The sequence below is a fragment of the Flavobacterium melibiosi genome, assembly GCF_048158545.1.
GTDB lineage: Bacteria > Bacteroidota > Bacteroidia > Flavobacteriales > Flavobacteriaceae > Flavobacterium > Flavobacterium melibiosi.
In genome coordinates this window covers 136,403-150,073 of the sequence record NZ_JBLNKU010000006.1, presented here as the reverse complement: position 1 = coordinate 150,073, position 13,671 = coordinate 136,403, and the positions used below count along the sequence as shown (strand labels likewise).

General features: G+C 32.3%; 13 protein-coding genes and 1 pseudogene. 4 read left to right on the top strand and 10 right to left on the bottom strand.

The window, feature by feature from the left end; all coding sequences use genetic code 11:
• Positions 1-9: 9 nt before the first annotated feature.
• Positions 10-1,761 (top strand): recombinase family protein, encoded by a 1,752-nt coding sequence (locus tag ACM55F_RS09335; protein ID WP_416853531.1) that lies wholly within the window; start codon positions 10-12, stop codon positions 1,759-1,761.
• Positions 1,762-1,783: 22 nt separating this feature from the next.
• Here ACM55F_RS09335 and ACM55F_RS09330 read toward each other — a convergent pair.
• Both ACM55F_RS09330 and ACM55F_RS09325 read right to left on the bottom strand, forming a co-directional pair.
• Positions 1,784-2,299 (bottom strand): annotated as a pseudogene (locus tag ACM55F_RS09330) (DUF2400 domain-containing protein); the annotation flags it as partial.
• 426 nt (positions 2,300-2,725) lie between these two features.
• The gene (locus tag ACM55F_RS09325; RefSeq protein ID WP_416853530.1) at positions 2,726-3,391 is read right to left on the bottom strand and encodes an ABC transporter ATP-binding protein; all 666 of its coding nucleotides are present in this window, start codon (positions 3,389-3,391) and stop codon (positions 2,726-2,728) included.
• A gap of 192 nt (positions 3,392-3,583) precedes the next feature.
• Here ACM55F_RS09325 and msrA point away from each other — a divergent pair, with 192 nt between their 5' ends.
• Positions 3,584-4,132: a peptide-methionine (S)-S-oxide reductase MsrA gene (gene msrA / locus ACM55F_RS09320; RefSeq protein ID WP_416853529.1), complete on the top strand. Its 549-nt coding sequence runs from the start codon at positions 3,584-3,586 to the stop codon at positions 4,130-4,132.
• A 47-nt stretch (positions 4,133-4,179) separates the two neighbouring features.
• Positions 4,180-4,479 carry a hypothetical protein gene (locus tag ACM55F_RS09315; RefSeq protein WP_416853528.1) on the top strand — a complete coding sequence of 100 codons (300 nt, stop codon included), beginning with the start codon at positions 4,180-4,182 and terminating at the stop codon, positions 4,477-4,479.
• 13 nt (positions 4,480-4,492) lie between these two features.
• Here the strand turns inward: ACM55F_RS09315 and ACM55F_RS09310 are convergent, their stop codons facing one another.
• From ACM55F_RS09310 to ACM55F_RS09290, 5 genes are all read right to left on the bottom strand, one after another.
• The gene (locus tag ACM55F_RS09310) at positions 4,493-4,795 is read right to left on the bottom strand and encodes a DUF6787 family protein (protein ID WP_416853527.1); all 303 of its coding nucleotides are present in this window, start codon (positions 4,793-4,795) and stop codon (positions 4,493-4,495) included.
• Positions 4,796-4,827: 32 nt separating this feature from the next.
• On the bottom strand, positions 4,828-5,262 hold the full coding sequence (locus tag ACM55F_RS09305) for a DUF6146 family protein (RefSeq protein WP_416853526.1): 435 nt from the start codon (positions 5,260-5,262) through the stop codon (positions 4,828-4,830).
• Between the two features lie 205 nt (positions 5,263-5,467).
• A complete protein-coding gene (locus ACM55F_RS09300; protein WP_039107595.1) occupies positions 5,468-6,418 on the bottom strand; it encodes a D-2-hydroxyacid dehydrogenase in 951 nt (316 codons plus the stop codon).
• A gap of 256 nt (positions 6,419-6,674) precedes the next feature.
• Positions 6,675-7,745 (bottom strand): 3-phosphoserine/phosphohydroxythreonine transaminase, encoded by a 1,071-nt coding sequence (serC, locus tag ACM55F_RS09295; RefSeq protein WP_416853525.1) that lies wholly within the window; start codon positions 7,743-7,745, stop codon positions 6,675-6,677.
• A gap of 93 nt (positions 7,746-7,838) precedes the next feature.
• A complete protein-coding gene (locus ACM55F_RS09290; protein WP_416853524.1) occupies positions 7,839-8,897 on the bottom strand; it encodes an acyl-CoA reductase in 1,059 nt (352 codons plus the stop codon).
• A gap of 136 nt (positions 8,898-9,033) precedes the next feature.
• Here ACM55F_RS09290 and ACM55F_RS09285 point away from each other — a divergent pair, with 136 nt between their 5' ends.
• Positions 9,034-9,384 carry a 4Fe-4S dicluster domain-containing protein gene (locus ACM55F_RS09285; protein WP_416853523.1) on the top strand — a complete coding sequence of 117 codons (351 nt, stop codon included), beginning with the start codon at positions 9,034-9,036 and terminating at the stop codon, positions 9,382-9,384.
• A gap of 69 nt (positions 9,385-9,453) precedes the next feature.
• Here ACM55F_RS09285 and ACM55F_RS09280 read toward each other — a convergent pair whose 3' ends face one another.
• The 3 genes from ACM55F_RS09280 to ACM55F_RS09270 all read right to left on the bottom strand — a co-directional run bounded on the left by ACM55F_RS09280 (position 9,454) and on the right by ACM55F_RS09270 (position 13,662).
• Positions 9,454-9,990: a hypothetical protein gene (locus ACM55F_RS09280; protein WP_416853522.1), complete on the bottom strand. Its 537-nt coding sequence runs from the start codon at positions 9,988-9,990 to the stop codon at positions 9,454-9,456.
• Positions 9,991-10,078: 88 nt separating this feature from the next.
• The gene (locus ACM55F_RS09275; protein ID WP_416853521.1) at positions 10,079-10,855 is read right to left on the bottom strand and encodes a class I SAM-dependent DNA methyltransferase; all 777 of its coding nucleotides are present in this window, start codon (positions 10,853-10,855) and stop codon (positions 10,079-10,081) included.
• Between the two features lie 98 nt (positions 10,856-10,953).
• On the bottom strand, positions 10,954-13,662 hold the full coding sequence (locus ACM55F_RS09270) for a TonB-dependent receptor (protein WP_416853520.1): 2,709 nt from the start codon (positions 13,660-13,662) through the stop codon (positions 10,954-10,956).
• Positions 13,663-13,671: the final 9 nt, after the last annotated feature.

Sequence of the window (13,671 nt, the reverse complement as noted above, 5' to 3'; positions counted from 1 at the left end):
AGGAACAACATGTTAGGAATATATACTCGTATTTCGGGAACTAAAGCTATTGGCAAAGATACTTCTATTGAAATTCAGACTACTGAAGGTATTAAAGTTGCTATCAGACTTGGAATGAAATATAAAATTTATTCTGATGTTGGTATCTCTGGAACTACAGAAGAGATTGAAGGAAGACCCTCATTTGCAGAAATGATGAAAGATATTGATAAGGACAAAATAACAGCTGTTTATGTGTTTGACCAATCAAGACTTGAAAGAAACTCTAATATTTGGCAAATATTCCAGTATCAAGTTAATAAAAAAGACGTAAAATTTTATCCTAAGGGTGTTGAAACAGATTTAACAGACCCTGCAATAAAATTTGTTACAGGTATTCAATCTTTAGCCAATCAGCTATTTGCCGAACAGACAAGAGAAAAAGTTAATCTTACATTTGACAAACGTGCATCTGAAGGTAAAACACACGGTGGTTTACCGTATGGATATGAAAAAGGTGCCGATGGAATGTATCAAATAATTCCAACAGAAGCTGATGTTGTCCGTAGAATATTTAATTTAAGTCTTGCTGGAAATGGTTCTTATACTATAGCTAATATATTGAATGCTGATAACATACCAACCAAGTTTCAGAATGTAAGTAAGAAAGATTCTTTTATTCGTTTAGATGCTTATACTGGTGAAGAAATTGTATTTAAAAAATCTTCAATACAATGGCGAGGGAATGTGATATATGATATGTTGAAAAACACAGTTTATAAGGGAACTCGTGTTTGGAATCGAAAGCCAAAAGGGAACAAACAGCGAATCGAAGCAAGTGTTCCATCAATTATATCTGAAGATTTATTTGATAAGGTTAATCGAAATCTTGCTAAAAACAAACAAAAGGTAGGTAAACGGAGCGAGTTTAAATATCTATTAAATGGTTTGATTGTTTGTGGACATTGTGGAAAAGAATATCGTGGTAAAAAAAGAATTGTTAATAAAGATTCAGCATACAAATGCATTCATCAAGGAAAATGTCCAGAGTCAAGAGGCATATCAATTGTAAGATTTGAAAATTTCATTATTCAGCATTTATTTGTAAACAAAAACTTGAAAGACTTGTTGCTAAACCTGCCTATTAATAACGACAATGGAGTTGTTTTAAAGGATAAATTAGGTAAGTATGAAGAAGAGCTTAAAAAGAAAATTAAGCTAAAGCAAAAACATTTAAGCTGGTTGGATGATGAAGATTTAGAAGATGATGAATCAATTAGAGAACAGTATAAAAAAAATTTAAAGGTTATTGATAATTTAAAAAACAATATTGAAATTTTAAAATCAGAAATACTTGAATCTGATTCAAATTTTGCTAAATTAAAAGTTGAAAGTGCTGTTAGTGAATATAAACTTACATCTGGTTTCGATGATACTAAACGATTAATACATAGTTTAGTAGAAAGAATAACAGTTAATCATACTAAGCTGGAAAAAGGAGGGTATTTTTATATACTTATCAAATACAAAGGTTTCGAGGAATACTCAGCTTTTACTACGGATTGGTTTTCTGTAAAATGGGATTGGATGTATTATGCACGTGGAAAAGCGACTAATGAAGCACAACGATTACAAGACATTGAAGACCAAAAGGCTGTTTACGATTTCAAGGGAATTGAATATACAGATGAAGATTTTATTGATTTTGAAGCAAGTGAATCCGTTACAAGAATGGTGGATGAAATAGTTCTTGACAATAATAATCTGGTCACATTTAATTAAAACTACAGACTACCATAATTAACCGCTTAGATATGTTAATTCGCTTGGCTGCTGAATTATTCAAGGGATCCGAAATGTGTTTTTGGGTTCTATACTGATGTGGAATTTCGAAGAATGTTTTTTTGAATTCTGAGATGCTTTTTTGCATAGTTGCTAATTCTTGGTTTTTAGCATATACGGATTCTAAGCCATTATGGTTTTGATAAATGTTTTTTAGGCTTCTAATAAAACTGGCAAAATCCTGTCCGTTAAAAGTTCTATGAACGAAATTTTCTAGTCGTTCCAAGTCATTTTCGGTATGTGACATAACAAAATCATAAGGAGCATTTCCCATTAAATCCATCATTTTATGAGAATTTTTGATAATCATTTTACGATTTCCCCAAGCAATTGTTGCACTTAGAAAACCAGCGATTTCAATATCTTCTTTTTGTGAAAATAAATGCGGAATTTGGACAGGATCACTTTCTATGAAGTCAAGCGTGTTATATTGTACAACTTTTTCATCGAGGAAAGATTTGAGTTCGGAGAAATTCATAATTTGGACATGGATGACGCGGATTGAACAGATTTGAACAGATTTGAACAGATTTTGTTTTTATCTTAATACTGATTAACAAACTCTCACAGCTGTTTAATCAGCCTATTTATATTATTTTGATAGTAAAATAGTAATTATTGAACTTATAGGACTACATAAAACGAATAAAAAATAATCAATTTTTTTGAAATTTTTAAAGTTGGTTAAATAAGCAATTATTATTATTATTATTGTAATTATTGATAAAGCAAAATAGCAAAGGATGTAAATACCTCCTCCAAGAGCACTTGAAGTATTTTTTGTTTGATTATTTATATGCCAGACAAAATAATTAATTAACAAAAAAAATAGTACCATAAAGGTTCTAAGAAATATCATCGTTCTATTTTTTTGACCACTAAATTACTACAAACTGAACACTGATTACTGACCACTAATTTGTCCATCAACCATTACTAATTTTCTATCGGCCATATTGGCTAGTTCTTCATTGTGGGTTACAATGACGAATGTTTGTCCCAATTCATCACGCAATTTAAAAAATAATTGGTGCAGGTTTTCAGCAGATGCTGTGTCAAGATTTCCCGAAGGTTCATCGGCAAAAATGATTGCGGGTTTGTTGATTAATGCTCTTGCGACTGCCACACGTTGTTGTTCTCCACCGGAAAGTTCATTGGGTTTGTGGTCCATACGGTGGGAAAGACCGAGGTAGGTTAGTAGTTTTTCGGCTTCTATTTCTGTTTCTACTTTGGATTTATTGGCAATAAAAGCGGGAATGCAAACATTTTCCAACGCCGTAAATTCAGGTAATAATTGATGAAATTGGAATATAAAACCCAAATTTAAATTTCTGAATTTGGACAAGTTTTTGTCGTTCATAGTCAGAATATCTTCATCATTAATGCGCAATTCAATTCCGTTTTCAACGGTAGGTTTATCTAAAGTTCCAAGGATTTGCAAAAGTGTTGTTTTCCCAGCACCCGAAGCACCCACGATAGAGACAATCTCTCCTTTTTGAATATGTAAATCAACTCCTTTCAACACATGCAGTTGATCGTAATATTTATGTAGATTTTTGACTTGTATCATTTTCAAACTATTTTCACAAAGAAACAAAGATTTTAATGATTATTAAATGGTTCACAATATATTTTCCCTTCACAAATTATAAACTTTAGTTAATAGGGATTAATCACTTCCAATTATTAGATTAAATTTGGTTTTAGATTACGTTACTAATAACCCAAAATCAGATTTTTTGTAAACGAAATAAACTTATAAATGGAAATTGAAGAAGGAATGGAAGTTGTCACTTTTGCCGGCGGTTGTTTTTGGTGTACCGAAGCAGTTTTTTTAGAATTGAATGGCGTGAAAACGGTGGTTTCGGGATATATAGGCGGAGATACAATTAATCCCACCTATGCGGCTATTTGCAATGGCGATACCGGTCACGCAGAGGCGATTCAAATTACTTTTGATCCCAATAAAATAAGTTTTGGGGAATTGTTGGAAATATTTTTTGCAACGCATGATCCCACTACTTTGAACCGTCAAGGAAATGATATTGGTACACAATACCGCAGCGAAATATTTTATAATAATGAAAATCAGAAAGATTTAGCCGAAGCGTATATTGCTTTAATGACGAGAGAAAATACGTTTGGGGAACCCATTGTTACTGTAGTTTCACCGGCTGCATTATTTTATGAAGCCGAGGATTATCATCAGAATTATTACAATCAGAATAAATTGCAAGGGTATTGTAGTTATGTAATTACGCCAAAAGTCGAAAAATTAAAGAAAATATTTAAAGACAAACTTAAAAATTAATTGGCATTAGATTTGTATGTTTTGTAATAAACAATTCTAAAAAAATAATGATAAAAAAAGTACAAGTTGACCAAATAGATAATAAAAACAGAAATCTTTTTCTGGGTTTGTTATTTGATGCAATAGGGATGTTATCGTTTGCTGTTCCTTTCGTTGGAGAATTCTCTGATGTGGTTTGGGCGCCAATTGCAGGTTATTTAATGACTACAATGTATAAAGGAAATGTTGGTAAAGTAGGCGGAGTAGTTACCTTTCTAGAAGAAATTTTGCCATTTTCAGATCTTATTCCCACATTTACGTTGACATGGATTTATAATTATCTGATAAAAAATAGAAACGCCCAGTAATTGATGCGTTTTTTTATTCTTTGAAAAGAAATCCAAATCCCATTCGTTTCAGCATCTTTTTCTCGAATGCCCAAAAGAATTTGAATTGCCCAAAAATAAATCCTATTAAGACTAAAAGCACTTGATATATTGGGAAAATTAATACTAATCGGACAGGAGTGAGCCAATAACCTAAGTCTGATTTTGTAATTCCCAACCAAAAACAAAATGGCTTTGATAACCAGGCTGAAGCTGAACCCGTAATTGCAAAAACAATAAATATAATTGTGAGTTGGAAATTGGTTTCAATTCCCCAACGTTTTTTTAAATCGCTCATCTTTATTTATAATGATTACAAATATAGTAACATTATCTTGAGGGAACATTACCAAAGAGTTTTTGTTTGTAAGTATTTTGAAAATAAATAAAGTAATTATATATCAAATAATTCACTTCATAACCATAATCAATGTTAGAATCATAGTTAATAGTCATTCCATAAAGATTAGGGTCATATCGTTGTGGTTGCAAAACACGGATGTTCCACTCGCTAACGTAAAATTGATTTCTGTTTTCTAAGTAGGTTTGAGAATGATACCCTCGCGGTAAAGCTCTTGAATTAATCCAAGTGCTAAAGCCTGGGTCAATTATTATAACTTCATATTGCAGCTCGTCATTGGCAATTCTGACCGTGTCGTTTTGAGTAATAGTTGATTCATCTTTACCTGAGATTATAGGTTTTGAAGTAGTGCAACCAATGATAGAACAAAAAATCAAAAGTAATATGTAAAAACTATTTTTCATGATGAAAGAATGATTCATAAAGTTACAAAAAATAAATAATCCCTTCTGATTTTTATTTTAAAAATTTAATTTTCAGATAGTTGTGATTGGTGATTTGTTGTTTTTTAAATTCGATATAGTATGAATTAGAAAAACTAAATTTCATAAAAAAGGGATTCATTAAACACTGTTAATGAATCCCTTTTTACTATTTAATACAAAAATACTAGCCTAATATGCTGATAATTTGTGAAGCTAATTCAGTACCAATTCTATCTTGTGCTTCTCCTGTTGCAGCTCCAATATGAGGAGTCATTGAGATTTTATGGTTCATCAAAATAGTCATTTCAGGAGTTGGTTCGTTTTCAAAAACATCCAATCCAGCGAATAATACTTTTCCGCTGTCTAATGCTTTTACTAATGCAACTTCATCAATAACACCACCACGAGCACAGTTTACAATACCTACGCCGTCTTTCATGATAGCTAATTCTTTCTCTCCAATGATGTAACCATCTTGAGCAGGAACGTGTAATGTTATGAAATCAGCTTCTTTGAATAAAGATTCCAATGATTGAGAAACGATAGTTGTCGTGATAGATTGACCGTCAAAAAATTCAACTTTAACGTCAACTTGTGGAATAAACATATCAGCAGCAATCACTTTCATGCCTAAACCTAATGCCATTTTAGCAGTAGCTTGACCAATACGTCCAATTCCTACAACACCAAGAGTTTTTCCTCTTAATTCGATTCCGTTAGCATATGCTTTTTTCAAACCTTCAAAGTTTGTATCTCCTTCAAGAGGCATATTTCTGTTAGAATCATGTAAAAAACGTACACCAGAAAATAAATGTGCAAAAACCAATTCTGCAACTGATTCTGATGAAGAAGCAGGAGTATTGATTACGTGAATTCCTTTGCTTTTAGCATAGTCAACATCAATATTATCCATACCTACACCACCACGACCAATAATTTTTAATCCTGGGCAAGCATCTATAATGTCTTTACGAACTTTGGTAGCACTACGTACCAAAACAACGCTCACATTGTTTTCATTTACAAAGTTAGCCACTTGTTCTTGCGCTACTTTTGTAGTTATAACTTCAAATCCACCTTTTTCTAAAGCTAGAATTCCACTTTTAGAAATTCCGTCATTGGCTAATACTTTCATTTTTTATGTCATTGCGAGGAACGAAGTAATCTCGTCCTCATATTTAATTTATTATTTTATTTTTCTGGAGCTATTTCCCGCTATTCGTTGCAATCTTTCCAGTCCTGAACTTGTTTCAGGATCCTGAAACAAGTTCAGGACTGGAAAGGATTTTCACTGCTATCGGGGCTAGAATTTCCAGTAAATCAACATTGTTTTAATTTCAATTAATTTGGTTATTTCGATTAAACAAATAACCAAATAACCAAATTAACGATTAAACTTTTGCTTCCAATTCTTTCATTACGTCAACCAATACTTGAACGCTTTCTAATGGAAGCGCATTGTACATAGAAGCTCTGTAACCACCTACTGAACGGTGTCCAGGTAATCCTGATATTCCCGCAGCTTTCCACATTGCATCAAATGTTTCTGCATGAGCAGCATCATTCAATAAGAAAGTAGCATTCATGTTAGAACGATCTTCAATAGCTGCAGCTCCTTTGAATAATGGGTTTCTGTCAATTTCTCCGTAAAGTAATGCTGCTTTAGCATTGTTTATTTTTTCAATTGCAGCAACACCTCCAAGGTTTTTCAACCATTGTAATGTCAATAACGATGCGTAAACAGGGAAAACAGGTGGAGTATTATACATACTTTCTGCTTTGATATGTTTCGTATAATCCAACATGCTTGGGATTATTCTGCCATTTTTACCTAAAATTTCCTCTTTCACAACAACTAGAGTAGTTCCTGCCGGACCCATGTTTTTTTGAGCTCCTGCATAAATCAAATCAAATTTAGAAAAATCCAATTCTCTTGAAAATATATCAGAACTCATATCACATACAATTGGCATATCAAGTGATGGAAATTCCTTCATTTGTGTACCAAATATAGTGTTGTTACTGGTGCAATGGAAATAATCAGCATCTGAAGGGACAGTGTATCCTTTTGGAACGTGATTGTAATTTTGTTCTTTTGATGAAGCGACAATAACAGTATCACCAAAAAGTTTTGCTTCTTTTATAGCTGCTGATGCCCATGTTCCTGAATCAAGATAAGCAGATTTTCCACCTTCTTTCATTAAGTTATAAGGAGCCATAATAAATTCTAAACTAGCTCCGCCAGCAAGAAATAATGCTTGGTATCCTTTTCCTTCTAGGCCTAAAAGTTCAATAACAAGAGCTCTTGCCTCATCCATAACGGCAACGAAGTCTTTGCTTCTGTGTGAAATTTCTAAAATGGATAAACCAGAATTGTTGAAGTTTAAAATAGCTTGTGCTGATTTTTCAAAAACTTCTTGTGGTAAAATACAAGGTCCTGCGCTGTAGTTGTGTTTTTTCATGGTGTAGTTTAAGTCCAAAAAATTAAAGTGCAAATTTCGGCAATAGGAGTTTAAAAAGCGTTAAATAATTCGAAAAAATTAAACATTTTTACACTATATTGTTATCAAAAATGAAATAGTATCGATATTATCTGCATAATTCCACAATTTAGGTTTTTGCGTTTGTCCAAAATCAATGCTGTTTTCTATCAGATTATTACTTACAATACACTGAATTTGCTCATTTTCTGACTGCAATCGTATTTGTAAATCTTTGATGTTATCGTAAAATTCATAAAAAGCACTAGAAATAGGGGAGGCATGACTTTTATCTTCTTTTATGGTTAAAAAACCATTGTCCAATAATTTGAAGTTGCTCATTAGGAAAACGGCTTTGTTGTAATCATAATTGTTTGCATATTTTTCATAGTGAATAACATCCTGGTATTCAAATATGGCTTCAAAAAAGGCATCGAAAGTATACCCTTTTGGAACAAAAATTTTAGAGACATTACGACAACCTAAACCAAAATATCGGAATATATCTTCACCTAAAGCACTTAATTGTTCTTTGGTTTCTTTTCCATTCAAAACAGCAATTGAATTCCTGCTTTTTCTTATTATGGAAGGTTTGTTTTTAAAGTAATATTCAAAATAACGAGCGGTATTGTTACTTCCCGTTGCTATTACGGCATCAAAGTTTTCTAATTTGCCCTCAACGAAAGTTATTTTATCAGCCAGTTCAGGGTCAACGGCTATGATGTATTTAGCTAAAAAAGGCAATAAATGTTGGTCATTTGAAGATGTTTTTATCAATACATTATGTCCTGTGATTAAAACCGACAAGAAATCATGAAACCCTACCAGCGGAATATTTCCGGCAAGAATTAAAGCAATGTTTTTAGGTTCGTTTATTTGAAAATCATAAGCAGAAAGCCATTGATTTAAATTTTCTTCAGTTAATGCTTCAGCCCAAGATTGAATAGAAAAATAAACTTGTTCAGGTGTATACCATCCATTATGGGATTGTGATAATTTTATTAAATCGATAAAATCATCAAAAAATAAATCGTTATTCAAAACAGTTGGTTCCTTGGAAGTATTATTTTCGGAAAATTGGTTTAAAAATTTTCCTAATTCGATAAAACTTCTCTTTTTTTCGTTTTGTAACATAAGTAACTTGTATATGAATAGTTTTGATTGTAATTTTGCACAAAAATAAGCTATAATAAGTTATAAGTCAAAAGAGAAAAAATCTTAAATGGTTTTGTATCCAAAGGCATAGCTTTTAACTCATAAAAATATAAAGATGGCAATTATAATAACAGATGAATGTATCAATTGCGGTGCTTGTGAGCCAGAATGCCCAAATACTGCAATATACGAAGGTGCCGATGACTGGAGATATAAAGATGGTACAAAATTAAAGGGAAAAGTGGTTTTGCCTGATGGTACTGAAGTAGATTCGGATGAAGCTCAAACTCCAATTTCTGACGAAGTATACTATATTGTTCCAGGAAAATGTACAGAATGTAAAGGTTTTCATGATGAGCCACAGTGTGCGGCAGTATGTCCTGTCGACTGTTGTATTCCGGATGAAAATCATGTAGAAAGCGAAGAAACGTTGCTAAACAGACAAGCATTTTTACATAATGAATAGATTTGTATAAATTATAAAAAAAATCCTGAGTTCATACTCAGGATTTTTTTTGTAATTTATTATTAGTTGTTATTCTTTAACAATAAAGTATGTTGTAACAGTAATTTTATCCGTTTTGTAGTCATAAGATTCCAAAATTAGATTGCCATTAGCATCAAAATAACCGTAGGAAGTTTTGTTTTTTGCATTATATATATAATTGTTATTTGATGTCTTTCTTAAAATAGCGGCTTTTTTACCGTCAGGAAAGTACATGTTATAACCACTATTGTCAGTTGAAACCTGATATTTTTTGCCATTTAAATTGTAATAAGCAGATCTGTCAACATCAATTACTTTAGTAATTCCATTTGTTGTAACTTCAGTAGTTGCGGTAACTTGAATGGGAGTTTGTTTCATTTCTTTATTCAAAACATTAGAATCTGCATCTTTTAATTCAATATTTTGAACTTCTTTGACTTCCTGAGTTTTGATTGACTTTTTTTCTCCTTCTGAGTCTTTAATTGTTGTGATGGTAGTTTTAACTTCTGACTTTATGTTTTCATTTTGCGCTTGAACAGTTAATGATAATAAAAAAGCGGACATTCCTAAAATTATAGTTTTCATGATATTTTATTTAATAATTTGTATATAACAAAACTACAATTATCTGATTGTAAATTTGTTGCATAATTATTGTGAAAAATTACATTATTTACTTAAAAACGTTAAGCGATTTATTTTGAAATGGGCTTAATTTTTTTGCAACTATAACATACGTATCGTAAGCATAGGTTTTTCTGTCAATTATTTTAATGATTTCAAAATTATTTAAATATAAAAACAACTGAATTTCATTTAAGGTGAACACACGAACTGTTGAAAAATCATCTGCAATAATTTCTTTTTCGCCATCTTTCATGGTGTAATATTGCGCAGTCCATTCCAGCATGAAATTATCTGATAAAGTTGTTTTCCAGTTGCTGTTTCTGTAATATTTTATTTCTTCATATTCGGCTTCATGAATTATAACTTCGTTTTCTTTGAGAAAAGGAATAAAACGATTGGCATCTATAAAGTCAAAAATGAGAATTCCATCCTTATTAAGATTTTTATAAATAGAATCAAAAGTGCTGTTTACATCATCATTGGATATCAAATAGCTGGTGGAACGTCCCGTGATGATTATCGAATCAACTGGTTTTTCCAATTCAAATTCCCTCATATCTCCATGAATGAAAATGCAGTTTTCATTCCTTTTCTTAGCAATAGCAATCATACTCTGACTATAATCCAAGCCAATATATTCTTGATGATTTTCCTGAAATCGTTTGGCAAGATTGCCCGTGCCGCTCCCAATTTCCAGAATAGTTTTACAATGGTATTCTTGTATTAGACTATTGTAAAACTGATATTCCTCATCATAATCAATGAAGGTTTGGTACATGGCATCAAAAATTGCCGCCATTTGTCCGTCATAAAGATGTGTCATGATATTTGTTTATATAAGTACTAAATTTAAGGAAAATAAACGAAATAAAAAAAAGGACTATCTTTCGATAGTCCTTTTTAAATTATTCAATATCTTAATTAGAATTTATAGTTTAAAGATAAATTAAACATTGTTCCTAATTGGCTAAAGTGAGATCCATCGTACGTCATTTGAGAATAACGACCGTTAAATGTTAAATCATTAATTTGATTTTTCAATGTAGCAGGATTGTTTAGAATAGCCTCTGCACCTGCAGAACCATCAGATTTTAATTTCCATTCTGGTAACACGTTAAACAAATTGTTTACGTTTAAATTTAAAGTAACTTTTTCTGTGGCTTTATAAGAAACACCTAAATCTGTAACCATCTTAGTTAAGAACTCTACAGTAAGTGCTTTGTCATATAAATCAGCATTTTTGAATTTTGCAGGTCCAAAAACAGTATTGTTTAAAGAGAATGAGAATTTGTCAATCTCGTAATCTCCACCAATAATGTATTTGAATTTAGGACGAGAAGTAAGCAATAAAGCTTCTTGTGTAGCGCCAAAAACGGATTGATTAACAGCTTCAACACTAGCGATATTACGTACAGGACCATCTAATTTGTTTTCTAATGTATAATTTCCTGAAAGATTTACGGTTAATTTACCAGAACCTAATTCAATGTTTCTATAATTTGCAACAAGGTCTAAACCAGATGTTTTTGTATCAATTGCATTTGTAAACCAAGATTGAATGTTACCTGGACTGTAAGTAATTTTATCACCTAAAACGATACGGTCTTTAACACTGATGTTGTAATAATCTAAAGTAGCACTAAAGTTTCTAGATGGTTTTACTCCAATTCCAATCGTGTAATTAGTAGAACTTTCAGCTTTTAAATTTTCAACACCATTTTGTCTTGCTGCAGAAGAAACATTGTTTATAATTCCTTCTAACTGAATCCCACCACCACCAAATGATGATTGTACTTTTTGAGTGTATATTTGATGTAAAGTTGGTGCTCTGAAACCAGTGGAAGCAGACCCTCTTAAAGTTACTTTATCATCTGCGAACTTGTATCTTGAACTTAACTTCCAAACTGCTTTACTTCCAAAATCGCTATAATCTTCATAACGAATAGTACCTTCCGCTAACCAATCTTTGGTTATATCTAAAGAAGCACTCGCATAAAAACCAATATTGTAGCGATTAAATTTACCTGAATTTTCAGGCATATTTCCTTGGTAAGAATCTGCTCCAAGACCTACATAAGATGCTTCTTCACCTGCTCTAACTTCAAATATTTCTGTTCTAAATTCAGAACCAAATGCAATACTGAAATTATCAAAAACTTGTTTGCTAATGTCTATGTTTCCAACATAATGTGTAAATCCTACACCACCTGGGTTAAAACGAAGTGGTCCACTATAAAAAGTTGGGTCTGATGCGTATATAAAATCTCCGTTTGCATCTTGTGAACGGTTGTGTGAATTTGAAACAGTATAATTCTGTTGATTTCCACCAGTTGTAATACTGGCATCACCATTCCAACCATCTTTATTAAATTTATACCCAATTGTAGCGTTATAATCATTTAATTCACCCTCAAATGTTGGCACATACCCTTGATAAGAAGCAAGTGAGCCATCACCATATAACGATGGTAGATATGGAAAATCAGTAGCAGTTCTCCAATATGGTGTTCTATAATTTGCGAATGAATTTACTTTTTTATAAACATAGGCAGCGTTATAATATAATTGCGCATTTTCACTTAGGTCTTTTCCACCATTTACAAGGAATTTAGCTGCAGCAGTTTCAGGGGCTCCATTAATATTTCCCGCATCAGGATGTCTAGATAAAAAGTTTTGGATGTCTGTCATTGTGTTTACCCCAGCAGTAGTTCCTCCCCAATAATTAAATTCTCCAGCGGCATCTACTTTACCTGGGCGATTTGACATTTCTGTTTTAGAAAAATCTATAGTATAATTTACAAATCCTTTATCGCCTACAGTTGTTCCATTGTTTATGCTTAAACCGTACGTTTCTCCATCCCCTTCACCGGTAACTCCAGTTCTAAGAGTTACAGACCCACCGCTTGTATTCTTTTTTAAGATAATATTCATAACACCTGCAATAGCATCAGAGCCGTATTGAGCAGATGCTCCATCACGAAGTATCTCTACTCTTTCGATAGCATCTGTAGGAATAGCAGAGATGTCAGCCCCAGTTTCCCCACGTCCTGGAGATGTTTGAACATAAACTAATGCACTCAAGTTTTTACGTTTACCGTTGATAAGAATTAAAGTTCTGCTTGGTCCCATATTTCTAATTTCATAAGGGTCCAATAATGAAGTTGCGTCATTTACGGGTGTATTTACAGTGTTAAATGATGGAATTCTGTACTGTAAAGCTTTGTCAAATGTTGCTTGACCCGTGGACATCATGTCTTTTGATGATAATACATCAATTGGTAGCGCTGAAGTAGTATTAGTTCTAGGAGCAGTTCTTGTTCCTGTAACTACAATCTCATCTAAGGCTTGTCCACCTTCTTCCGCTAGTATTACATCTATAGTAGAACTAGTAGCCGCTTTTTCTACTTTATTGAATCCAACATAACTGAAAACTAAAGTAGCTCCTTCTTTAACTTTTATTTTATACGCTCCATCCATATCAGTCGAGACGCCGTTGTTCGTCCCTTTTTCTATAATATTAACGCCTGGTAATCCAGCACCGGCATTGTCTTTTACCGCGCCAGAAATTTCTTTTTGTGCAAAAAGAAACGTGACGTTTAGTAAGAATAATAATAATGTAAACTTTTTCATAAATAGTTA

Excerpts from the sequence above, each read along its gene's own strand:
- ACM55F_RS09335 (WP_416853531.1), top strand. The coding sequence starts at position 10 with ATGTTAGGAATATATACTCGTATTTCGGGAACTAAAGCTATTGGCAAA.
- ACM55F_RS09325 (WP_416853530.1), bottom strand. The coding sequence starts at position 3,391 with ATGATACAAGTCAAAAATCTACATAAATATTACGATCAACTGCATGTG.
- msrA (WP_416853529.1), top strand. The coding sequence starts at position 3,584 with ATGGAAATTGAAGAAGGAATGGAAGTTGTCACTTTTGCCGGCGGTTGT.
- ACM55F_RS09315 (WP_416853528.1), top strand. The coding sequence starts at position 4,180 with ATGATAAAAAAAGTACAAGTTGACCAAATAGATAATAAAAACAGAAAT.
- ACM55F_RS09310 (WP_416853527.1), bottom strand. The coding sequence starts at position 4,795 with ATGAGCGATTTAAAAAAACGTTGGGGAATTGAAACCAATTTCCAACTC.
- ACM55F_RS09305 (WP_416853526.1), bottom strand. The coding sequence starts at position 5,262 with ATGAAAAATAGTTTTTACATATTACTTTTGATTTTTTGTTCTATCATT.
- ACM55F_RS09300 (WP_039107595.1), bottom strand. The coding sequence starts at position 6,418 with ATGAAAGTATTAGCCAATGACGGAATTTCTAAAAGTGGAATTCTAGCT.
- serC (WP_416853525.1), bottom strand. The coding sequence starts at position 7,745 with ATGAAAAAACACAACTACAGCGCAGGACCTTGTATTTTACCACAAGAA.
- ACM55F_RS09290 (WP_416853524.1), bottom strand. The coding sequence starts at position 8,897 with ATGTTACAAAACGAAAAAAAGAGAAGTTTTATCGAATTAGGAAAATTT.
- ACM55F_RS09285 (WP_416853523.1), top strand. The coding sequence starts at position 9,034 with ATGGCAATTATAATAACAGATGAATGTATCAATTGCGGTGCTTGTGAG.
- ACM55F_RS09280 (WP_416853522.1), bottom strand. The coding sequence starts at position 9,990 with ATGAAAACTATAATTTTAGGAATGTCCGCTTTTTTATTATCATTAACT.
- ACM55F_RS09275 (WP_416853521.1), bottom strand. The coding sequence starts at position 10,855 with ATGACACATCTTTATGACGGACAAATGGCGGCAATTTTTGATGCCATG.
- ACM55F_RS09270 (WP_416853520.1), bottom strand. The coding sequence starts at position 13,662 with ATGAAAAAGTTTACATTATTATTATTCTTACTAAACGTCACGTTTCTT.